The 22,231-nt window shown below is 58.6% G+C and carries 16 protein-coding genes and 1 other annotated feature; of the genes, 2 read left to right on the top strand and 14 right to left on the bottom strand.

The annotated features are described in order from the left end of the window. Positions 1-141: 141 nt before the first annotated feature. From dnaJ to lepA, 7 genes are all read right to left on the bottom strand, one after another. Positions 142-1,272, bottom strand: a complete 1,131-nt coding sequence (dnaJ, locus tag FTE24_RS21855) for a molecular chaperone DnaJ (RefSeq protein WP_150230365.1) — start codon at positions 1,270-1,272, stop codon at positions 142-144. 156 nt (positions 1,273-1,428) lie between these two features. Beyond that, complete coding sequence (dnaK, locus tag FTE24_RS21850; RefSeq protein WP_150230367.1) at positions 1,429-3,273, bottom strand: molecular chaperone DnaK; 1,845 nt, start codon at positions 3,271-3,273, stop codon at positions 1,429-1,431. A 165-nt stretch (positions 3,274-3,438) separates the two neighbouring features. Beyond that, entirely contained in the window at positions 3,439-4,032 is a 594-nt protein-coding gene (grpE, locus tag FTE24_RS21845; protein WP_237401885.1) for a nucleotide exchange factor GrpE, read from the bottom strand. Positions 4,033-4,115: 83 nt separating this feature from the next. Then, the gene (gene hrcA, locus FTE24_RS21840) at positions 4,116-5,144 is read right to left on the bottom strand and encodes a heat-inducible transcriptional repressor HrcA (protein WP_150230369.1); all 1,029 of its coding nucleotides are present in this window, start codon (positions 5,142-5,144) and stop codon (positions 4,116-4,118) included. Positions 5,145-5,311: 167 nt separating this feature from the next. Beyond that, a complete protein-coding gene (locus tag FTE24_RS21835) occupies positions 5,312-5,782 on the bottom strand; it encodes an N-acetyltransferase (RefSeq protein ID WP_141446328.1) in 471 nt (156 codons plus the stop codon). A 441-nt stretch (positions 5,783-6,223) separates the two neighbouring features. Then, a complete protein-coding gene (gene hemW / locus FTE24_RS21830) occupies positions 6,224-7,417 on the bottom strand; it encodes a radical SAM family heme chaperone HemW (RefSeq protein ID WP_150230371.1) in 1,194 nt (397 codons plus the stop codon). Between the two features lie 319 nt (positions 7,418-7,736). Continuing rightward, positions 7,737-9,551 (bottom strand): translation elongation factor 4, encoded by a 1,815-nt coding sequence (lepA, locus tag FTE24_RS21825; RefSeq protein WP_150230373.1) that lies wholly within the window; start codon positions 9,549-9,551, stop codon positions 7,737-7,739. Between the two features lie 228 nt (positions 9,552-9,779). On the opposite strand from lepA, the gene rpsT reads away from it, so the two are divergent. Continuing rightward, the gene (gene rpsT / locus FTE24_RS21820) at positions 9,780-10,055 is read left to right on the top strand and encodes a 30S ribosomal protein S20 (RefSeq protein WP_141446331.1); all 276 of its coding nucleotides are present in this window, start codon (positions 9,780-9,782) and stop codon (positions 10,053-10,055) included. Between the two features lie 207 nt (positions 10,056-10,262). On the opposite strand, the gene holA is transcribed toward rpsT, so the two are convergent. The 7 genes from holA to leuS form a co-directional block, all read right to left on the bottom strand. After that, the gene (holA, locus tag FTE24_RS21815; RefSeq protein WP_150230375.1) at positions 10,263-11,282 is read right to left on the bottom strand and encodes a DNA polymerase III subunit delta; all 1,020 of its coding nucleotides are present in this window, start codon (positions 11,280-11,282) and stop codon (positions 10,263-10,265) included. A gap of 261 nt (positions 11,283-11,543) precedes the next feature. Then, a complete protein-coding gene (locus FTE24_RS21810; RefSeq protein WP_150230378.1) occupies positions 11,544-12,995 on the bottom strand; it encodes an anti-sigma factor family protein in 1,452 nt (483 codons plus the stop codon). Next, on the bottom strand, positions 12,996-13,541 hold the full coding sequence (locus FTE24_RS21805; protein WP_141446334.1) for an RNA polymerase sigma factor: 546 nt from the start codon (positions 13,539-13,541) through the stop codon (positions 12,996-12,998). A gap of 252 nt (positions 13,542-13,793) precedes the next feature. Further along, positions 13,794-16,553, bottom strand: coding sequence for a ComEC/Rec2 family competence protein (locus FTE24_RS21800; RefSeq protein ID WP_150230380.1), 2,760 nt, complete (start codon positions 16,551-16,553; stop codon positions 13,794-13,796). Positions 16,554-16,563: 10 nt separating this feature from the next. Next, positions 16,564-17,196: a ComEA family DNA-binding protein gene (locus FTE24_RS21795; protein WP_237401884.1), complete on the bottom strand. Its 633-nt coding sequence runs from the start codon at positions 17,194-17,196 to the stop codon at positions 16,564-16,566. Between the two features lie 430 nt (positions 17,197-17,626). Further along, the gene (locus FTE24_RS21790; protein WP_141446336.1) at positions 17,627-18,142 is read right to left on the bottom strand and encodes a deoxycytidylate deaminase; all 516 of its coding nucleotides are present in this window, start codon (positions 18,140-18,142) and stop codon (positions 17,627-17,629) included. Positions 18,143-18,232: 90 nt separating this feature from the next. Further along, positions 18,233-20,689, bottom strand: a complete 2,457-nt coding sequence (leuS, locus tag FTE24_RS21785) for a leucine--tRNA ligase (RefSeq protein WP_150230382.1) — start codon at positions 20,687-20,689, stop codon at positions 18,233-18,235. Positions 20,690-20,748: 59 nt separating this feature from the next. Beyond that, positions 20,749-21,006: a binding site (T-box leader), on the bottom strand. Between the two features lie 127 nt (positions 21,007-21,133). Between leuS and FTE24_RS21780 the strand changes: the two genes are divergently transcribed. Then, on the top strand, positions 21,134-22,210 hold the full coding sequence (locus FTE24_RS21780) for a HEAT repeat domain-containing protein (RefSeq protein ID WP_150230383.1): 1,077 nt from the start codon (positions 21,134-21,136) through the stop codon (positions 22,208-22,210). The last annotated feature ends 21 nt before the right edge of the window (positions 22,211-22,231 follow it).

Below are 22,231 nucleotides of genomic sequence, written 5' to 3'. Positions count from 1 at the left end.
ATCGTGTTCAGTCTCTGTATGAGGAACGCGGCCTGTCGGGTTTTCATTACGATTTTTCAAAAAACAAAAAGAACCGTCCGAATGGACGGTCCTTAACTTATAAGGGATGGAGCACGCGTGTGCGTTTCCGGGTTACGCCAATCAGTCGCCGCGGAAAGCGCGCTTCATTTTATCGAAGAAAGACTGCTCCTGCTCGTGCGTGTTTTCGCCGCTCAAGCCGGAGAACTGGCGCAGCAGGTCTTTTTGCTCTTCGGTCAGCTTGCTTGGGGTCACGATGACCACTTTGACATGCTGATCGCCCTGCCCGGTGCCGCGCAGGCGCGGAACGCCTTTGCCTTTGAGGCGGAAGTACGTGCCGGTCTGGGTGCCGGACGGAATTTTCAGCTTGACCTTTTCGGTCAGCGTAGGGATTTCGATCTCGTCGCCGAGAGCGGCCTGGGTGAACGTCAACGGCACTTCGCAGTAGATGTCGTCGCCTTCGCGATCGAAGAACTCGTCCGGTTTGACGCGGATGACGATATACAGGTCGCCGGCCGGGCCGCCGCGCAGGCCGCCGTCGCCTTCGCCAGTCATGCGCAGTTGAGCGCCGTCGTCCACGCCCGCCGGAACGCGGATATGCACTTTACGCTGCTTTTTCACATGGCCGCTGCCGCTGCACGTAGCGCATTTGTCTTTGATGATCTTGCCGGTGCCGCTGCAGTTCGAGCAGGCTCTGCGGTTGACCATGCGGCCGAAAGGCGTGTTCTGCACGACTTCTTCCTGCCCGCTGCCGTGGCAGACGGTACAGACTTCCGGCTGCGTGCCCGGCTTGGCGCCGCTGCCGTGACACGTGTCGCAGCTCTCGGTGCGCGGAATCGTAATGTCCAGCTCTTTGCCGAACACCGCTTCCTTGAACTCCATCGTCATCGTGTACTGCAGGTCGTTGCCCCGCTGCGGCGCGTTCGGGTTGCGGGATCTTCCGCCGCCTCCGCCGCCGAAGAACATGTCGAAGATATCGCTGAATCCGCCGCCGCCGAAATCTCCGCCGCCGCCTCCACCGAAGCCCTGGCTCGGGTCGTCGTGGCCGTACTGGTCGTAACGGGCCCGCTTCTGGCCGTCACTCAATACATCGTACGCTTCCTTGACTTCCTTGAACTTCGTCTCGGCATCATCCGCTTTGTTGACGTCCGGATGATATTTGCGCGCCAGCTTGCGGTAAGCCGACTTGATGTCCTGATCGCCCGCGCCTTTTTCGATGCCGAGCACCTCGTAATAATCGCGCTTGTCCGCCATCGGTGCACTCCAACTCCTTTATGCTCATAATCTGTTTTTTCACGCAAAAGGGAAGTCCGGTCCGGGATGACCCGGCCTGACCTCCCCAGCCGGCCCGTCCGCCCAACCGGCGGAAACGGGCTCTCGTTTATGGATCAGAATCGCCTGTAGGGGCAATTAGTCTTTTTTGTCTTCGTCGACCACTTCGTAATCGGCATCGACCACGTTATCGCGATTTTGCGAAGAAGCGCCGCCTTCCGGTTCTCCGCCCGCCTGGGCGCCTTCGGCATTGGCCTGCTCGTACAGCTTCACGGACAGCTGTTGGATGATTTCCGTCAGCTCTTCGGTTGCGGATTTGATTTCGTCCACGTTGTCGCCTTCCAGCGCTTTTTGGACTTTCTCTTTGGCCGCGTTCGCTTTTTCGATCTCGGCCGCATCGACTTTGTCGCCGAGGTCCTTGATCGTTTTGTCGACTTGGTACAGCAGCTGATCGGCGTTGTTTTTCGTTTCAACCAGTTCTTTGCGCTTCTTGTCTTCTTCCGCGTGCAGTTCGGCGTCTTTCATCATCTGCTCGACTTCGGCGTCGCTCAGACCGCTCGACGACGTGATGGTGATCTTCTGGCTCTTGTTCGTGCCTTTGTCGGTCGCCGACACGTTCACGATGCCGTTGGCGTCGATATCGAACGTGACTTCGATTTGCGGCACGCCGCGAGGCGCCAGCGGGATATCGCCCAGCGTGAAGCGTCCCAGCGTTTTGTTGCCGGCCGCCATTTCGCGCTCGCCCTGCAGAACGTGGATCTCAACGCTCGGCTGGTTGTCGGCATACGTCGAGTAGACCTGCGATTTGCTGGTCGGGATCGTCGTGTTGCGGTCGATCATTTTGGTGAATACGCCGCCTGCCGTCTCGATCCCGAGGGACAGAGGCGTAACGTCCAGCAGAACCACGTCTTTGACTTCGCCCGTCAGGACGCCTGCTTGCACGGCAGCGCCGAGAGCGACGACTTCGTCCGGGTTAACGCCTTTGTGCGGATCTTTGCCGGTCAGCTTTTTGATCGCTTCCTGTACGGCAGGAATCCGCGTGGAACCGCCGACGAGCACGATCTTGTCGATTTCGTTCGACGACAGGCCGGAGTCTTTCAGCGCCTGGCGCGTCGGAGCGAGCGTGCGCTCAACGAGCGTAGCGGAAATTTCTTCGAATTTGGCACGGGTCAAGTTGAGCTCCAAATGCTGGGGAACCCCGTCGACCATCGTGATGAACGGCAGCGAGATCGTCGTCGTCATAACGCCCGACAGTTCTTTCTTCGCTTTTTCCGCCGCGTCTTTGAGACGCTGCACAGCCGCTTTGTCTTTGCTCAGGTCGACGCCCTGCTCTTTTTTGAATTCGGCTACCAGGTAGTCGATGATCACTTGGTCGAAGTCGTCGCCGCCGAGGTGGTTGTCGCCGCTCGTCGCTTTGACTTCGAAGAAGCCGTCGCCGAGTTCAAGGATCGATACGTCGAACGTGCCGCCGCCGAGGTCATAGACGAGAATCGTTTGATCTTCGGATTTTTCCAGACCGTAAGCCAGTGCCGCAGCCGTAGGCTCGTTGACGATCCGCAGCACTTCGAGGCCCGCGATTTTGCCGGCGTCTTTGGTCGCTTGGCGCTGGGCATCGTTGAAGTAAGCCGGAACGGTAATAACCGCCTGCGTAACCGTCTGGCCGAGGTAAGCTTCGGCATCGGATTTCAGCTTCTGCAGGATCATGGCCGAAATTTCTTGCGACGTGTAGTCTTTGCCTTCGATCGTTTCTTTGTGGTTCGTGCCCATATGGCGCTTGATCGAAGCGATCGTGCGGTCCGGGTTCGTGATCGCTTGGCGTTTCGCCGTTTCGCCGACGATGCGCTCGCCGTCTTTTTTGAAGCCTACGACCGAAGGGGTCGTGCGTGCGCCTTCCGGGTTAGGGATAACGACGGCTTCGCCGCCTTCCATAACAGCCACACAGGAGTTCGTTGTACCAAGGTCAATCCCGATTACTCTACTCACAGTAAATATCCTCCTCAGGTAAAATGCGATTGGTTTTGAAACTGCTTATTCATGTCGGAACATTGGGCGTACCCATGCGCTGCGTCCAGACTGCGGACCCTACGCTCTATCATAACGGTTTGGCGCGCGTTTTCAAACTTGGGTGCCTTTTTGCGAAAACGCGGCTCAGCCGCTGACTTTCACCATCGCGGGACGAAGCACTTTGTCTTTGAGCATATAGCCTTTTTGCAGTTCTTCGACCACGATGCCTTCTTCGTGCTCGTCGCTCTCGACCGTCATGACGGCTTGATGGAATTCCGGGTTAAACGGCTGCCCGATCGTCTCCATCGCGGTCAATCCTTCGGCCAGCAGGACGTTTTCGAATTGGCGATGGATCATCTGCACGCCCTTGACGAACGACTCGGAGCCTTCGCCTTCGGGACTCGTCTCCAGCGCGCGGCCGAAGTTGTCGATGACCGGCAGAAGTTCGGAGATCAGCTTCGACGAAGCATATTTGCCGAGTTCTTCTTTTTCGCGGATCGTGCGCTTGCGGAAGTTATCGAAATCGGCCTGCGAACGAGCCAGGCGCTGCATATATTCTTCGGACTGCGCTGTCAGGGCCTGAACGCGCTCCTGCAGTTCTTCCGCGCTTGCGGCAGCCGGTTCGCCTGCGTTCTGCGCATTGAACTCTTCGGTATCGTTCTCGGCTGTCTCTGCATCCTGGTAATCTTCCATAATTTCGACTTCGTGTTCCGGGTGCAGCGGTTGTTCTTTCTTCAAGATGCATTCACCTCCTTGTGTAGATCAAGCTTGTATGCGGCGGGCTTGCCGCCTGCACGGGTCTGACAGACTTCTATGCGACGTTACGCTCCGTACCTGCCTCCAAGCGCACGGCTCATCGCCCGCGACAGCAGGTCGAGCGTTCCGATGACTTTGGCGTATTCCATCCGGGTCGGACCGAGAATGCCGATCGTGCCGAACGCTTCGCCGTCGAGCGAATACGTAGCCGTGATCAGGCTGCAGTTGACAAACGCCTGATGCACGTTCTCGCTGCCGATCCGGACCTGGATGCCTTTCCGCTCGGAATTCAGCAGACGCGTAAGCGTCGGCGTCTCTTCCAGCAGGTCGAGCACGGTCTTGAGCTTGCCGATGTCCCGGAATTCGGGCTGGATCAGCATGTTCGTCGTTCCGCTGAGGAACACTTTCTGGTCTTTGCCGCTCGCGAACGAATCGTCGAGCAGCTTCATCAGTTCCTCGTAGTGTTCGGCATGGCGCTGGATCTCCTGCCCAATCTCCGAGTACAGGCGCGCCTTCAGCTTGTGCATCGGCACGCCGGCAAGCTTGGCGTTGAGCAGGTTCGCCGTGCGCTCCATATCGGAAGCCGACAGACCCGGCGGGATGGACACGGTCCGGTTCTCGACTTCGCCGGTGCTCGTCACGATGATCGCGACCGCTGTCGTCTCGTTGAGCGGCAGCAGCTGGAAGTGGCGCAGCGAAGTATTGAACATTTCCGGTCCGAGCAAAATCGACGTGTAATTGGTCATCGAAGCCAGAATGGTTCCGGCATGCTGGACGACTTCTTCCACGGCGCTCAGCTTCTCCGCGGCCAACTGCTTGAACAGCTTCAGGTCTTCGGCCCGAAGCGGCTGCAGCGGAGCCAGATGATCGACGTAATAACGATATCCTTTATTGGAAGGAATACGCCCCGCCGACGTATGCGGCTGCTCCAGAAAACCCAACTCTTCCAGATCGGCCATTTCGTTGCGTATGGTCGCCGGACTGAACGCCACATCGCCCCGCTTGGAGATGCTGCGGGACCCGACCGGTTCGGCCGAACGAATGTAGTCGTCCACGATCGCGTTCAAAATCATGCTCTGACGTTCGCTTAACACGAGATCCCCTCCTGTCCGGATCGATAAGAGCCAATCGGAACCTTCTTCCGTTAGCACTCTATTCAAATGAGTGCTAAACTCTAATACAAAAATACCAAACCGGACTTGGCGTTGTCAAGTTCGGTTTGGCGCTTAAATAGACGTTTTTGCATTCCCGGCGGACAAAATCAGCCGATGATTTTGAGTACCGCGATTTCGTCGCAGCGGTCGCGCTTCGCGCAGTGGATACAGTCGGTCCATACCTTCTCCGGAAACACGTCCATCGGCACGACGGTAAAGCCGTTTTTCACGAAAAAAGAAACTTCGTACGTGAGCGCGATAATCTTCGGAATCTGCTGCTCGATCGCGAGCTCGATCAGTCGATCGACGAGCTTCGACCCGATCCCTTTGCCTTTGTTCCCGTCCATAATGCCGAGCGAGCGGATCTCTACGAGATCCGGACCCAGCAGGCAGAGCGAACCGCACCCGATGACTCTGCCGTCTTCTTCCGCCACGACGAAATTGTCGATCTGGCGCCGCAGCACTTCTCTGGAGCGCGGAAGCATGATCCCCTTGCGCGCGTATTCTTCGATCATAAGATACAGCGGTTCGACATCTTCCGTATTCGCTTGTCTGCATGTCACGGTAACGGCAGGCATAAGCCGTTCACCTCCCTGTTCATTTAGGATTGTTCTCGGCATGTTTTCGTAAAAGCTTGAGGCCGGATAAGTTTTCGATTGGATAAATATACATCATTACGCATACTTTTTCAACACTTTTGTCGAGAACTTTTCATGGAATTTAAAATAAAGCCCGAAATCGCGCTTGGCACTCTTTACCCGATCTTGCGTATCCATAACCGTAAGCGAGCCGCTTGGGAAAGCGTTAACACCGAGAACCCGCCAAGCTTCGACCTGCGTGCCGCTTCAGCCCCCCGGATCGTTTTTCGCCAAAAAAACGCAAAAAAGCCGCCGAGACCCGCTCGACGGCTGCCTGAAAAGCACGTATTTCCGGTTGGGCGCTTTTGCTGCGCGCTTTGCACCCGCTATGCATAAACGCGTTCTTTTCCAAGTCCGGACCACTTTCGAAGACCGACGTTATTACGCGCCCACCGTCAAATACCCGATAAATTCGCCGAACACGTCGTTGCCGAACAGGATGCCTTTTTCGCTCAGTCGGTAGCCTTCGAGATCCGTGCGGCGCTCGATCAGTCCGAGATCCGTCATCTTTTTGAGCGGAGCCGCGAAAATCTCTTCCACCGGCACGCCGAACTGGTCGCGGAACCGTGCGCTTTCCATGCCGTCCAGCATGCGCAGCCCGACCATCATGAAATCTTCCATCGCTTCTTCACGCGGCACTTCGAACTCTTCGAGTCTCGGCAGTCCGCGGCCTGCGGCTTCGTTGTAAGGATTGACGCCTTTGATGTTGATATGGCGCTTGCGTCCGACGTAGCCGTGCGCGCCCGCGCCGAAGCCGTAATAATCTTCGTTTTTCCAATACGTGATATTGTGCAGGCTTTCTTTGCCCGGCTTGGCAAAATTGCTGATCTCGTACTGTTTGTAGCCCGCGCCCCGCATCCGGTCCATGAGCAGCTTGTACATCGCCAGCTCGTCGTCTTCGTTCGGCAGCGGAAGCTTGTTTTTGTTGAACAGCGTATGGAACAGCGTGTTCTCTTCGACTTTGAGGCTGTAGATCGAATAATGCGGCAGGTCGAGTTCAAGCGCGCGCGTGATACTCTCGTCCAACATCGCGACCGTCTGGTTCGGCAGCCCGAACATAAGGTCGATCGACAGATTGTGCAGGCCGCTTTTGTGCGCGTTCTCCAGCGAGCGGTACACGTCGTCCGTGTTGTGAATCCGTCCGATTTCGCCGAGCAGACTGTTCTGGAACGCCTGTACGCCGAAGCTGACACGGTTCACGCCGCCGTCTTTCATGACTTTCATCTTGTCGAGATCGGTCGTGCCGGGATTGGCTTCCATCGAAAATTCGATATTGTCGGCCCAATTCGGAAAATGCTTGCGGACCGAGGCCAGGAAAAAGGCCATCTCGTCCGGCTTCAATACCGTAGGCGTGCCGCCTCCGACGAAAATGGTCTTGATTACGCCCGGAGGCGTAATCAAGACGGTCTGCTCCATTTCCCGGTCCAGCGCGCGCAAATAATCCATCACCGGCTGGTCTTTGAGGACATACGAGTTGAAATCGCAATAGAAGCATTTGTTGGTGCAAAACGGAATATGGATATAGACGGCTTCCGGCGCTGCTGCGGCACGGTTCCGGTCGATTTCTGTAGTCATGGGTGGAGCCTCCTAACTAATGGTTGGACAGATGCTATCCAATATGCCGACGCGTAAAAGCGCCTTAAATCTTCAAAAAGGAAAGCCGGAGTCCGGCTTTCCTTCTGCATACCCAGCGTCGAATACTCCGCGCTGTTTTTTCACTTATGAGCTAAACAGCCGCATTTGGAAATCGGGAAATCCACCTTATCCGGCTTCCATCTTATTTCCCGATTCCAACGGCGGTTAAGCCCGACCCCTTTTCCCGGCCGACCGAGGCACGCACCTGCGCACCCGAGCCGCCCTTGAACTTTCGCGCCTACTCCGCGCAAAAAGAAAACTACTCGTCCAGCTTCAGCACAGCCATGAACGCTTCCTGAGGCACTTCGACGTTGCCGACCTGCTTCATGCGCTTCTTGCCTTCTTTTTGCTTCTCGAGCAGCTTCCGCTTACGCGAGATGTCGCCGCCGTAACATTTGGCGAGGACGTTTTTGCGCATCGCTTTGACCGTCTCGCGCGCCACGACCTTCGTTCCGATCGAAGCCTGGATCGGCACTTCGAACATCTGCCGCGGAATGAGCTCGCGCAACTTGGCGCAGATGATGCGTCCGCGCTGGTAGCCGCGGTCCCGGTGCACGATGAACGACAGGGCATCGACCTGTTCGCCGTTGAGCAAAATGTCCATTTTGACGAGATTGGACTTGCGGTAGCCCGAAATTTCGTAATCGAACGAAGCGTAGCCTTTGGTGCCGGACTTCAACTGGTCGAAGAAATCGTATACGATTTCCGACAGCGGAATCTGGTACGTCAGCGTAACGCGCGTCGTATCGAGGTATTCCATGTTGACGAACTCGCCGCGTTTGTTCTGGCACAGCTCCATGACCGTACCGACATAATCGTTCGGGACGATGACGGCCGCCTTGACGTAAGGTTCTTCGACGTAGTCGATCCGTCCGACTTCCGGATAGTGCGACGGGTTGTCGATCTGCATGATCGAACCGTCGGTCATGCCGATCTTGTACACGACGCTCGGTGCGGTCGTGATCAGCGCGATATCGAATTCGCGTTCGATCCGCTCCTGGATGACGTCCATATGCAGCAGGCCGAGGAATCCGCAGCGGAACCCGAAGCCGAGCGCGCTGGACGTTTCGGGCTCGAAGGTCAGCGAAGCGTCGTTGAGCTGAAGCTTTTCGAGCGCTTCGCGCAGATCGTTGTAATCCGACGATTCGATCGGGTACAGGCCGCAGAACACCATCGGATTGATCTTCCGGTAGCCCGGCATCGGTTCGGCCGTCGGATTCTTCGCGTCGGTAATCGTGTCGCCGACCTGCGTGTCGCCGACGGATTTCATGCCCGCGACCACGAAGCCTACGTCGCCGACGTTCAATTCGTCCACCATCGTCATGCGCGGCATGAAAGCACCGACTTCGATAACTTCGAACGTTTTGCCCGAAGCCATCATCTTGATCTTGGAACCGGACTTGATCTTGCCGTCCAGTACCCGGATATAGACGATAACGCCTTTGTACGGGTCATAGTGCGAGTCGAAGATCAGCGCTTTGAGCGGCTCATTGGGATCGCCCGTAGGCGCCGGCACTTTGGCGACGACCTGTTCCAAAATTTCCTTGATGCCGATGCCCGCTTTGGCGGAAGCCAAAACGGCGTCGCTCGCGTCAAGGCCGATCACGTCTTCGACTTCCTGCTTCACCCGTTCGGGATCGGCGCTCGGCAGGTCGATCTTGTTGATGACCGGCAAAATCTCCAGATTGTTGTCGAGCGCCAGATACACGTTGGCCAGCGTCTGCGCTTCGATGCCCTGAGCGGCGTCGACGACCAGCAGCGCGCCTTCGCAGGCGGCCAGGGAACGCGAGACTTCATAGGTGAAGTCGACGTGTCCCGGCGTATCGATCAGGTTGAGCAAATACTCTTCGCCGTCATCGGCTTTGTAGGTCAGGCGTACGGCTTGAAGTTTGATCGTGATGCCGCGTTCGCGTTCGAGTTCCATCTGATCGAGCACCTGCTCCTGCATCTCGCGGGAAGTCAAAGCGCCGGTATATTCAAGAATCCGGTCGGCAAGCGTAGACTTGCCGTGGTCGATATGCGCGATAATGGAAAAGTTCCTTATCTTCTTCTGTCTTGCTGCAATGTCAGTCATTCCTTACCTCCGCCTCAATTTGACAAGTCGAATCAATCCACTCATTATAGCAGTTGACGATAATCCCAGCAATCCCATGAACCCCCCAAACGGCTCTCTTTGAGACATGCTTCAAAAACAAAATGTAAAATGGCGAAGAATGGTTGCCTTTTTGCCTGGCTCATGGTAAGATACTTTAAGTTGTGAAACTTTCGATGTTTCGTATATGCTTTACAGGAGGTGAATGCAATGCCTAATATCAAATCCGCCATCAAACGCGTGAAGACGAACGAGAAACGCCGTGCGCTTAACGCTTCGCAAAAATCCGCACTTCGCAGCGCAGTAAAAACCGCTACGACAGCACTGGAAAGCAACGATGTGGAAACTGCACAAACTGCAGTCAAGAACGCTTCGCAGAAGCTGGATAAAGCCGTAACCAAAGGCCTGATCCACAAAAACGCGGCAGCGCGCAAAAAATCCCGTCTCGCTAAAAAAGCGAACGCTCTGACAGCTGAAAAAGCCTAAGGCAATCGCGTTTTGCGATATAATCGCTCGATACAACCTTGCTTACAAAACCCCGGAATCCTTCAGGATATCGGGGTTTTTAAGTTTTTCGGCATCCGAAAACCCAAAAGAGCAGGTTCGATGCGGAGCTCCGCGTCAAACCTGCCCTTTTTACGTCCAATCCTGTTTACGTTCAATCGTTATATCCGGCTTACCTCCATCCCAAACCTACGCGCCCAGTTTGAGCAAAAACATTTCCAGGCCGAATACTTTGTCCACCGCGCCCGTTTTGATCTCGTGATCGAGCTTGGCGATCGAAGACAAAATGCGCCGCAATCGCGCCGCCTCGAACCGCCGCGCCTGCTCGGACGCGATCTTCACCGCATACGGATGCAGCCCGAGCTGCCCCGCCATCTGCTGCTGCGAATAATTTTGCCCCGCCATTTCTTTTACCTGAAGAATGATACGGAACTGCCGCGCGATCAGCGAGACGATCTTGATCGGTTCTTCGCGCTGCTTCAGCAGGTCGTAGAAGACGCCGAGCGCCTGCTGCAGCTTGAGATTGGCGATATGCTCGACGAGCACGAACACGCTCTGTTCCGTCCCGATCGCCACGAGCGTCTCGACGTCCAGCGCCGCGACCGCTCCGCCTTTTCCCGCAAACAGGGACAGCTTCTCGATTTCCCCCGACAGTGCAGCCAGCGACGTGCCGGCCCGCTTGAGCAGCAGGTTCGCCGCATCCGGTGGGATCGATACGTCGTTATGGGCGAACTGTTTGGCAATCCAGCCGGACAGCTCGCCTTCGTTCATCTGCGCGAACGCAATGACCTGCGCCGACGCTTTGAACGACTTGACGAGCTTTTTGCGTTCGTCGAGCTTGTCGGCATAGGCCAAAAAGACGAGCACGCTGTAGTCCGCCGGATTGGCGAGATACTCCAGCAGCTTCTCGATCCGGTGCTCCACTTTGGTCGATTCTTTGCCCGCCATGAACAGGCTGCTGTCGCGCACGACGATCAGCTTGCGTTCGGACAGAAACGGAGCCGTCTCCGCTTCTTCGACCACGATCTCTACCGGCGTCTCCGCCAGATCGTAATGCGCGATCGCGAACGCCCGCTGATCTTCGGCGATCAGTTCTTTCTCCAGCATGGAGACGAATTGTTTGATTCTGTATTTTTCGGTGCCGTAGCACAGATAGACCGGCGAGACTTCGCCCGCTTTGACCTGTTTGACCGCCGTTTTCAAATCCATCGGTTTACAGCCTCTTTTCCGCTTGCGCCGATCGGGTCGACCGGCTTCACTCGTTGAATAGGTACGGCTTCGCGTCTGCGCCGCCCGCACTGTTTCCATTGTACCGAATTATGCCGGGAAACGCATCCGCAGACGTCTCCTTTCCGTTATTTTCCCGCAAAAAAACGCAAAAAACGGCCGTGCATCCGCTCAATCGTCCGCAAAGCGGAACGTTGAAACGGCGCATGGCCGGTATAAATATTCGTATGCGAGAGTTCCGGCTTATTTGCTGCCCGTCTCGGGCTTGGCGTCTTCGACCTTCCACGTGCCCTGGGCAGACGTGCCGTCCGGCTTGATCAGATCGTAGGTGAACGTCCGGCCGTCGGCCGACCAGACGCCTCCGGCGACGCTTCCGTCCACTTTGCGGCTGCCCAGCTCGATCGAGCGGTCGCCTTTGAGCAGCTTCAGCGTATTTTGCGAATACGTCACGAGGTAGGCGTTGTTCGGCGAGACCCATTCCGAAGCGACCGCCGTCAATCCGAAGATCCGGCTGTCCGCCACTTCGGGCGACGCGGCATCGGCGCTTGTCGAATCGGACGATTCGGTACCTTCGGAATCGCTCGGCACCCGGTCTTTGGGCGAAAACGTGCCGATGCCTTCGTTCGGCTGCGTCTCTTCGTCCGCGCTTCCGGCAGCGGCCGGGTCATTGCCCGTCGGCGCTTCGCTTGCGGAGATGGAATCGTTCGCAGGCTGTCCTTCGTTCGCGGCGGCGGCGTTTTCTTTGGGCTTGCCTTGTGGTTTGTCTTTGGGTTTGTCTTTTGCATTTTCTTTTGGCGCTTTATCTTGTGGGACCGGTTCTTTGGAATGATTGTTCTTGCCTTCGGTGTCGGCGGCCGCGTCGTCGGAACGATCTTGAGCGGTGCCCGAAGGGCTCGATTGTACCGGCGGAGCTTCGGAAGGCGTCTTGCCGCCGCCGGACGGCGCCGCCTCGTCGGCCGCGGGAGCGTCTTCGGCGCCGCGCGTCGAAGCTTGCGGGCTGTCACCCGCAGCCGGCACGTCGGTCGAAGGTTCGGCGGAATCTCCCGGCTGGGCCGGCTCTTGCGCCGCGCCGTCTTCCGGCACGGTCGACCGCTGCGCCATGACGTCGTCATCGGCTTTGAGCGTCGCTTCCGGCTGAATCGGTTCGACTTCCGTGCTCGGATCGGTCACGTCCGGCAGCTCTTCGCTGTTCGTCGTCTGTCCGCTGTCGGACGGGACGAGCGTATCGTCGAGCGCGCCCGATACGGCCGTGGACGACGTGATCTCCGCGTTCGGCATCTGCTGCGGTTCGTACGTGGCGACGAAAATGCCCAGCACCGCGACCGCGACGCTCGTGCCGCCGACGGCGCGGCCCAACGTGGAGCGCCAGAACGAAGACGCCCGGCGGCGGGCCGGTTCTTCTGCGCCGAACATTCGCTTGCTTTCCATTTCCGACAGTTTCTCCGGTTCCGGCGCGGCTGCCGAAGCCGCAATGTCGATCTCGTTCAGGCGGGGCAGAATCGAGTCGACCAGACTGATCGGCGGCTTCACGTCCGGCAGCGATTCAAGCTTGTCCGACAGACTTTGCAAAAAATCGAAATCCGCCTGCGCTTCCGGAGAGTCGCCGAGATGACGCAGCAGCTGCTCCGTTTCTTGGGCATCCAGATCGTGGTCCAGATAACGGTTCATGTATTCCAACGCTTCTTCATGCTTCATCTACAGCGCACCTCCTTTCTGATAATCTCGAAGCAGCTGCTGCAGCTGGCTTCGGGCTCTGAATAAATAAGATTTCACCGTGTTAAGCGGCAGGTCCAGGCATCCGGCGATTTCGTTGTACGACATATCCTGCACGTAGCGAAGGATCACGACCGTCCGGTGATGTTCCGGCAGCAGATTAATCGCCCGGTCGATATCTTCGCGGGTATACGCCCGCATGACTTCGCCTTCCACGCTGTCGCTTCCTTCGAACACCATCTCGTGTTCTTCGATCGACACCGTAGGCTTGGCGCGTCTGAATTTGTCGATACAAATATTGGTCACGATTCGCTGCACCCAGGTCTTGAACTGCGCTTTCTCTTCGTAAGAACCGATTTTGGTATAAATGCGGATCAGCGCTTCCTGCGCCGCGTCCATCGCGTCCTGTTCGTTGTTCAGCGTATAGTAAGCCGTCTTGTAGACAGCCGGTTCAATTTCTCGCAATAGGGTGATAAGAGCATCGCGATCGCCCGATTGAGCGGCTCTAATGAGTTCCTGCTCGACCACTAAGGGTCCCCCTCTCTTGCACCTTTTCAGACGAGCGTTCCCGCCGAAAGGTTGCGTTCTTTTTCTGTTTTTTCAAAAAAATCGTTTCAAATTGAGTTGCTGCGTTCCTAATCTGGGTGTCGAAATGGCCGGGCGCCGACTTCCCGGTTCTGCGCATATCTCCAATCAGTCTACCAGAAACGCATATGCCCGTCATCTCAATGATTTTTCGCCGCCGATCAGGGTAAAAGCCTTTTCGCTTCCGCACCCGGTTCAGCGCTCGGCCCCGGCCGGATCGGCGGCTCTTGCGAGCTTCGTGCGGATACGCAGCGATTCGCCAAACGGCGTCGACACCTGGATTTCGCCGTCCAGATCGGTCCGCCGCACGGCCGAACCGGCGTCTTCCAACCTCTGCACCACGTCCGGATTCGGATGGCCGTACGTGTTGTTGACTCCGGCCGAGATCAGCGACAGTTCCGGCGAAAACGAACGGACCCAAGCGGCGGACGACGAATGTTTGCTGCCGTGATGCGCGACTTTGAGCACTTCCACTGCACCGGCCTGTTCGCTTCCGCCGAGACGTTCCAAAATGTCGCGTTCGGCCTCGGCTCCGATATCCCCGGTAAATACGAACGAGTGACCGTTCATCTCCAGGCGGAACACGACCGAATGTTCATTCTGCTCTTCAAGCCGGGGCAGCGCGGACGTGTCGGCCAGAGCGCCCGAGGGGCTCAAAAATTCCAGCGACGTCCGCTCGTCGGGCTGCCACAGATCCCCGCCCTGCGGCGCGTAGATTTCGGTTCCGCGTGCAAGCGCCGCAGCGAACAGTTTGTCAAGGTCTTCGCCGCCGCTGCGGGTGCCGTTCATAATGAAGCGATCGACGGGAATCTCGTCCAGCACGGCGAGCAGCCCGCCGTAATGGTCCCGGTCGCCGTGCGTCAGGATGACCGCATCCAGAGCGTGCACGCCGCGCTTCTTAAGCAGCGGCACGACCACTTCGCGGCCCACTTCATACGGATCGAGCCGCCGCTTCCACGCTTCGCCCGGACGCTCGAACGTGACCGTTCCGCCGCCGTCGATCAGAATCTGTTTGCCCTGCGGCGTCGTCACGAGGATCGAATCGCCCTGCCCGACGTCCAGCATCTGCACGACGCCTGCCGGATCGAAGCGGGGCGTATACGCGCTTGCGATCAGGCACGCCCACACCAAGCCGGCCGCAGCCGCCCCGATCGGCCTAAGCTTCGCGCGGCGATCGTCCAGCGGGCCGCCGTAACGGATCGACGGCGACGCCGCTGCGGCGGGCAGTCCGGCCGCGCGCAGACCCGGCGCAAGCGGCACGGTGTCGGGAGCGAAGCCGCCCGGCGAAGAGTGTGCCTGCTGCGGCGCGGGTGCCCCGCCGAGCGCTTCCGGGTCGTCGGCGGGCGACGGCCTCCTCGCTTCGAGATGCGCGGCAAGCAGGCAGAGGCCGCCAATCAGCGCCGCTTCGTACAGCAGCATCCAGAGCGGCGACGGCGACGCCCAGATCGTTCGGGCCGCCTGCACGGAACCGGCCGCTTCCGCGCTGCGGAACACGGCGGCGTTCAGCAGCCGGACCGGATACGCGGTCCACTGCGCGCCCTGCATCCAGAACGTGCCGAGCAGGAGCGAGATCGTTCCGACCGGGATCGACACGAAGCTGATCAGCGGCACGAGCACGAGATTCGCGGCCAGTCCCAGCAGCGGATATTGATTGAAATAGTACAGGCTCAATGGAAAAGAAACGAGGTCCGCGACGAGCGAGACGGCGGCTCCCGCCGCGACCGCTTTGGGCAGACCGCGCAGCACGCGCAGGATACGCTGCATGGGAGCGGTAAGCACAATAATGCCCGCCGTCACGGCAAACGACAGCTGGAAGCTGATCGAAGTCAGATAATACGGGTCCCAGACCAGCATCAGCAGCGCGGCGAGGCACAGAACCGGCAGGCCGTCCTTGAGCCAGCCGCGCCTTGCCGCGTACAGGGCGATCATGCCCATGATCCCGGCGCGAACCGCGGACGGCGACGAGCCGGTCAGCAGCACGTAAGGCGGGACGAGGCAGAGCACGATCAGCAGCGCCGTTTCTCTGGGCATTCCGCTTCGGCGCAGCAGCAGAAGCGCTCCGCCGACGTACAGCGCGACATGCATGCCGGAAATGGCCAGGACGTGCGTCATACCGAGCCGGATAAAATCGGTATACGTCCCGGGATCGAGACCGTCCTGCAGACCGAGCAGCAGTCCCTGCATATACCCGGCTCCGATACCGGGATAGAGCCGCTCCAGCCGCCCGGCCAAGAAGGCGCGCAGTTCGTCGTTGCGGCGCAGCAGATTGAATCCGCCCGGCGCCGCTTCCGATTGGCTTACGCCGGAAACCCCCGCCGCGCGGGCGACCCAATGAATGCGTTTGTCGCGCAAATAACGGCGATAATCGAACGCGCCGAAATTGCGCGCTTCCGCGGGCCGCTCCAGATTGCCGGAGACGACCAGCCGGTCGCCCCGGCGCCACGAAGCGGCAACCGCCTGCTCGGCTTCCGCCGCCAGCTTGACGCGCACGACCACGGTTTCGCTTTTGGACAGCGGCTTGAACGCTTTGCCGGTGTTCGGGGCGTGCGCGGTTCCTGCCGCCGCCGGCTTCGGACCGTCGGCCGCCGTACCGCCCGCCACCTGGTCCACTTTCATTTCGAACATCGCCAGATCGCCGTCCACTTTCGCAGGACCGGCCATTTCCCCTTGAAGCCGGACGCCGGCGTAACCGCCTTCGACCGCTGCGCCGAGCCGCTGCGGCACGGCGGAGACGTTGGAAGCTTCGCGAAACGTGCCGTAACCGGCAGCGGTCCACAACGCCAGCGCCAAGAGGAGCAGCAGCCTGCGCGGCGTTCGGGCGCACAGCGCGGCCGCGATCAGCAGCAGCGTCAACCCGGACAGCACGGTCGCCAATCTGATCCCTCCGTACAAATGCGCGGACGCCGCGCCGCACAGCCAACAGACCGTAAAAGCGACCAGGGGTCTTCGATTCATCGGCCGCCCCTCACAGTGCCAGCTCCGGCATCATCTTCTCCAGCATTTTTGTCCCGATGCCTTTGACTTCCAAAAGCTCGGTCACGTCGCGGAACGGACCGTGCTTAGCGCGATAATCGAGGATCGCCTGCGCTTTCTTCGCCCCGATGCCGGGCAGTTCCATCAGGGCGGCCGCATCGGCGGAGTTCAGCCGGATCTTTCCGGCTTCGCCCGGTGCAGCGTCGCCCGGCGAAGATTCGGCTGCGGCGGAAGATTTCGTCGCGGTTGCGCCCGAAGCCGCTTGCGCCGTAGTCGAACGCGGAGCCGTTTTCGCCTCGGGTTCGGCGTTCCCGTTCTGCGCAGCCGGCTTCTCGTCCGGCCGGCTAGGCTGCGGCTTCTGCGCGGGCAGAGCGCCGCGGGCAGGCCGGCCGCTCCCGGCTTGCCCTTGGCCTGAACTTGCACTCGCGCACTCGGTCTGCATCCCCCCGCTGCGGCTCCGGTCCGCCGCTTTGTCCGTCTCTTCCTGCACCGCCAAAGCCGTCTCGATTTTCCCGTTCAACGTTTGCCAGGGCAGACCTTCCGCTTCGCGGCCTCCCGACAACAGCAGGACGCCCGTTCCCAATACCGCCGATATGCACGCCGCGATCCATACTTGCTTTTTCATCTGTTTTGCCTCCCGAATGTAAGGATGTTGGATTCTTCGCTTCGGGTCAGGCGGCAATTCGTTCGGACGCTCCTTGGGCTATGTGAAGCGGCATCGCCAGCGATGCCTGCTTCTTCGGTGAGCTGTGCCTTGCGCTGCAAGCAGCCGGCCGCAAACCCTGTTCTCCTGCTCGACACTGAATTTGACCCCTCGTTGGAAAACGCAAAAACCCCTCGTCCCCAGCGGTATACGCTAGGACGAGGGGTTGAATTCCCTTGCTGCCCTAGTGAATGACCGGGCGTGCTTCGCCCGTCATTGACTATCATCCGCTAACGGAGATGAACCGGAATCTGCATGATTCGTAAAAAGAGCCATCGACTGCCCTCATTATATCACACTGAAATTGGATCGATCCAAAAATAAACCGAGCCGAATCCATACGGCATGACGCTCAGACAAGCGGCTCCGCCGAAGCCGTCGGCGGGCTGTACGGTCCGATGCCGCGAAAAGCGATGCCTTTTTGCTTCATCATCGCCTGCACTTTGCCGCTGTCTTTCGGATAGGCGCGGCAGTAGACGACTTCCGTGATGCCGCTGTTCGCCAACATGTTGGCGCACGTCCAGCACGGCTCGTCGGTCACGTAGACCGTCGAGCCTTCGCGGTCGGCGCGGTCGGTGAACAGCAGCAGATTCTGCTCGGCGTGGATCGTCCGCACGCAGCGCTGCTTTTTGATTACCTGTTCCGCGCCGTTTGCCTGCACCAGCTCGTATTCTTCGGCGATCATGCAGCCCGCTTCCGAACAGTCCGGCACGCCCATCGGCGCTCCGTTATAGGCGGTGCCGAGCAGCTTTTTGCCCTGCACCAGCACCGCGCCGACCTGCCGCCTCGGACACTGCGAACGCGTCGACACCATAAAAGCGATATCCATAAAATACGTATCCCAATCTTTGCGCGGACTGCTCCCCATGTCATTCCCACTCCCGTTATCCGCCGGATTCGCTTTCGAGCCTGTACGAATCCTGCACATACAGCACCGCTTATCCGACCGGACGAGCTTTTAGTTCGCGACGATGTTGACCAGTTTGCCCGGTACGGCGATCACTTTGCGGACCGTTTTGCCGGCCAGCGCGTTCTGCACGTTTTCCAGGCTCATCGCGTGGTCTTCCAGCGCTTTGGCGTCCCAGTCTTTCTGGACGTTGGCGCGCTGCACGATTTTGCCGTTTACCTGCACGACGATCTCGACTTCGGATTCCGTCGTCCACGCTTCGTCGAATGCCGGCCAGGCCGCATAGGTCAGGCTGTCGCCGCGTCCGACTTTTTCCCACAGCTCTTCCGCGAGATGCGGCGCAAGCGGAGACAGCAGTTGAATGAAGTCCACCATCGCCTGGCGCGGCAGTTCTTCCTGCTTGTACGCGTCGTTCGTGAAGATCATGAGCTGGCTGATCGCCGTGTTGAAGCGCAGGGCTTCCATGTCTTCCGTCACTTTTTTGATCGTTTTGTGCCACGTGCGCTTGAATTCGTCCGTGCCGGCTGCCGTATCGGAAATTTTCACGCTCAGGCTGCCGTTGTCGTCGACGAACATGCGGTAGACGCGGGCCAGGAAACGGTGCGCGCCTTCGACGCCGTTCGTGTTCCACGGTTTGGTCGCTTCCAGCGGTCCCATAAACATCTCGTAGATGCGCAGCGTGTCCGCTCCGTATTCGTTCACGATCTCGTCCGGGTTGATGACGTTGCCGCGCGATTTGCTCATTTTCTCGTTGTTCGGGCCGAGGATCATGCCCTGGTTGACCAGCTTCTGGAACGGTTCCTTCGTGCTGACCACGCCGAGATCGTACAGCACTTTATGCCAGAATCTTGCGTACAGCAGATGCAGAACCGCGTGTTCCGCGCCGCCGATATACAGATCGACCGGCAGCCAGTGATCCAGCTTCTCTTTGCTGCACAGCTCCTGATCGTTGGTCGGATCGAGGTAGCGCAGATAATACCAGCAGCTGCCGGCCCACTGCGGCATCGTGTTCGTCTCGCGGCGGGCTTTCATGCCCGTCTCGGGATCGATGACGTTGACCCAGTCGGTCGCGTTCGCAAGCGGCGATTCGCCGGTGCCCGACGGCTTGATCTCGTCCATTTCCGGCAGCAGCAGCGGCAGGCTGTCTTCCGGCACGGTCTTCATGCTGCCGTCTTCCAGATGCAGAATCGGAATCGGCTCGCCCCAGTAGCGCTGACGGCTGAACAGCCAATCGCGCAGACGGTAAGTCGTTTTGCCTGCGCCTTTGCCGCCTTCTTCCAGCCATTGTATCATGCGCGCGATCGCGTCTTCCTTGTTCAGGCCGTCGAGGAAGCCGGAGTTGACGTGTTCGCCTTCGCCCGTATACGCTTCTTGTTCGATATCGCCGCCTTTGACGACTTCGATGATCGAAATGCCGAATTTCTTGGCGAATTCCCAGTCGCGCACGTCGTGGCCCGGTACGGCCATGATCGCGCCGGTGCCGTAAGCGGCCAGCACGTAATCGGCGATCCAGATCGGCAGTTTCGCGCCGTTTACCGGATTGACCGCATAAGCGCCGGTGAACACGCCGCTTTTGTCTTTGTTCAGGTCGGTCCGCTCCAGGTCGCTTTTATGCGAAGCTTTTTCCTGGTACGCTTTGACCGCTTCTTTTTCGTGCTCGGTCGTAATGACGTCCACGAGCGGATGCTCCGGCGCCAGCACGCAGTACGTCGCGCCGTACAGCGTGTCCGGACGGGTCGTGAACACGTCGATCGACTCGTTCGTACCTTCCACCTGGAACGTCACTTCCGCGCCTTTGGACTTGCCGATCCAGTTGCGCTGCATGTCCTTGATGCTTTCCGCCCAATCCAGTTCGTCCAGATCTTCCAGCAGGCGGTCGGCATATTCGGTAATTTTCAGCATCCACTGACGCATCGGCTTGCGGATGACCGGATGGCCGCCGCGCTCGCTTTTGCCGTCGATAACTTCTTCGTTCGCCAGCACCGTACCGAGCGCGGGACACCAGTTCACCGGAATCTCGGCGACGTAAGCGAGTCCTTTGTTGTACAGCTGAATAAAGATCCACTGCGTCCATTTAAAATATTCCGGGTCGGTCGTGCTGATCTCGCGGTCCCAGTCATACGAGAAGCCCAGCGATTTGATCTGACGGCGGAAGTTGTTGATGTTCTGAATCGTAAATTCGCGCGGATGGCCGCCTTTGTCGATCGCGTACTGCTCGGCCGGCAGACCGAACGCGTCCCAGCCCATCGGGTGCATGACGTTGTAGCCTTTCATCCGTTTGTAGCGCGACACGATGTCCGTGGCGGTCATGCCTTCCGGGTGACCGACGTGCAGGCCGGCGCCGGACGGATACGGGAACATGTCCATCGCGTAAAATTTCGGTTTGGAACGATCGGCGTCGTCTGTTTTGAACGTTTTTTCCTCGTCCCATTTTTGCTGCCATTTCGGTTCGATCGTCTGGGCGCGGTAACCTTGCGGACCGCTTCCCTGCTCGTATCTTTCGCTCATCGTCATCTGTCCCCTTCGCTTCTGAAATCAAAAAGCCCCCCGTCTCCAGCGTCAACGACGCTAGGGACGAGAGGCGCTGCTTCCCGTGGTACCACCCTAGTTAGCGGCCGAATGTTCTCTGCTGCCGCTCACTTAAGCATCCGTTATCGGGGATGAGCCGATGCGACTTACCGCGCGCATGCCGGTCATACCGGACGTGCCGCATTCTGCCGCATATCTCCGAGGCGAGTTCGTACAGGGTTCGCTGCCGGCTTCCACCATCCGCCGACTCTCTTGGAAACGTACCGCTGCCTACTGCTCCTCATCATCGACGAGTTTTTTTACCTGTGCAATGCCCCTATTATATAGAAAACAAACGCAAAAAGTCAATGACTCCGCGCCTTCCGCTCTCAAGCTGTGGTATACTGGTAGGCGCACTCGAAGCACTTGAGGAGGAATTTTCATATGTTCACACCCGAACAGGTCAAACCGTTTATCACGCACGCCGACCCGCTCGTCAGCAACGCGGCGATCCGGTTTTTGGCCGAGACGTATAAATACCCGCAGGACATCTCCGCGCTGGTACTGGAGAAACTGGTCGCCGCCCCGCGCAAAGAAGACGTGTATCTGCACCGCGCCGCGGCTTTTCCGCAGACCAAAATCACGGTACAGGCGATGCTCCATCTGCTCAAAGCGAATCTCGTGACCGGCAACGCGCGCCTCTTCCTGTCCCGCATGCTGCTCGGCAGCAGCCCGGAACTGCTCAAGCCCCATCTGGCGGCGATCCGGGAGCTGGACGAAGACTGGCAAGGCGAAGCGGCCGAGCGCGTGCGCGTATCGGAATTGACCGACGAATGGGTCCGCCGTCTTTTTAATGAAGAAACGCAAAAAAACAGCGGCCTCGATTACGGCGAGATCGACTACGATACGCTCGATCTGCTGCTGGGCGAAATGATCGAACGCGAGATGCTGCAGCCGCGCGAGACGATGGACGAACTGCAGGAACAGTACACCAAAGACCCGGCATCCGTCCGCACGGTGTACCTGATGCAGGCGGCCGGCAAATTGAAGATCGCGTACGCGCTGCCGCTGTTCTACGACGCGCTCAAGTCCGACAACGATCTCGTGGCCGAACAGGCCGCCGATGCGCTCGTTCGCGTCGGCAGCGAAGAAGTGGTCGAGAAGCTGGTACAGATGTACGCCGAGGAAAAAGACGGCTTCCTGCTGCTCGGCATCGTCGATATTCTGTCGCGTATCCTGCTGCCGTCCGCCGAAGAAGCCTTGATTGCCCTGCTTGAAAAAGAAGACCATTTCACCCGCATCGCCAAACTCGCCGACGGCCTGTGCCGCCTCGGCTCCGAGCAGGCGCTGCCGGTCGTGCAGGAACTCGTGAAGATCGGCTACGACAAAGACTACGTCGAACTGAAAGAGTCGGTCTACGCCTGCTGCGTCATGATGGGCCGCCTGCTGCCCGAGCTCGACGAATGGCGCCGCGAGATCGCGGCCGAAGACGAAGAACGGGCGAAGAAATTGCAGCGTTAAACACTAACGTGATACTCCCCT

The sequence above is a fragment of the Saccharibacillus sp. WB 17 genome (assembly GCF_008634075.2).
GTDB classification, from domain to species: Bacteria; Bacillota; Bacilli; order Paenibacillales; family Paenibacillaceae; genus Saccharibacillus; species Saccharibacillus brassicae.
Note: the sequence above shows the minus strand (reverse complement) of the source record. Positions and strands in the feature narration are given on the sequence as shown.

What these genes read in the sequence shown, in the direction of transcription:
- dnaJ (WP_150230365.1), bottom strand. Translation starts at nt 1,272, where the DNA reads ATGGCGGACAAGCGCGATTATTACGAGGTGCTCGGCATCGAAAAAGGC.
- FTE24_RS21835 (WP_141446328.1), bottom strand. Translation starts at nt 5,782, where the DNA reads ATGCCTGCCGTTACCGTGACATGCAGACAAGCGAATACGGAAGATGTC.
- hemW (WP_150230371.1), bottom strand. Translation starts at nt 7,417, where the DNA reads ATGACTACAGAAATCGACCGGAACCGTGCCGCAGCAGCGCCGGAAGCC.
- lepA (WP_150230373.1), bottom strand. Translation starts at nt 9,551, where the DNA reads ATGACTGACATTGCAGCAAGACAGAAGAAGATAAGGAACTTTTCCATT.
- rpsT (WP_141446331.1), top strand. Translation starts at nt 9,780, where the DNA reads ATGCCTAATATCAAATCCGCCATCAAACGCGTGAAGACGAACGAGAAA.
- holA (WP_150230375.1), bottom strand. Translation starts at nt 11,282, where the DNA reads ATGGATTTGAAAACGGCGGTCAAACAGGTCAAAGCGGGCGAAGTCTCG.
- FTE24_RS21810 (WP_150230378.1), bottom strand. Translation starts at nt 12,995, where the DNA reads ATGAAGCATGAAGAAGCGTTGGAATACATGAACCGTTATCTGGACCAC.
- FTE24_RS21800 (WP_150230380.1), bottom strand. Translation starts at nt 16,553, where the DNA reads ATGAATCGAAGACCCCTGGTCGCTTTTACGGTCTGTTGGCTGTGCGGC.
- FTE24_RS21795 (WP_237401884.1), bottom strand. Translation starts at nt 17,196, where the DNA reads ATGAAAAAGCAAGTATGGATCGCGGCGTGCATATCGGCGGTATTGGGA.
- FTE24_RS21790 (WP_141446336.1), bottom strand. Translation starts at nt 18,142, where the DNA reads ATGGGGAGCAGTCCGCGCAAAGATTGGGATACGTATTTTATGGATATC.
- leuS (WP_150230382.1), bottom strand. Translation starts at nt 20,689, where the DNA reads ATGAGCGAAAGATACGAGCAGGGAAGCGGTCCGCAAGGTTACCGCGCC.
- FTE24_RS21780 (WP_150230383.1), top strand. Translation starts at nt 21,134, where the DNA reads ATGTTCACACCCGAACAGGTCAAACCGTTTATCACGCACGCCGACCCG.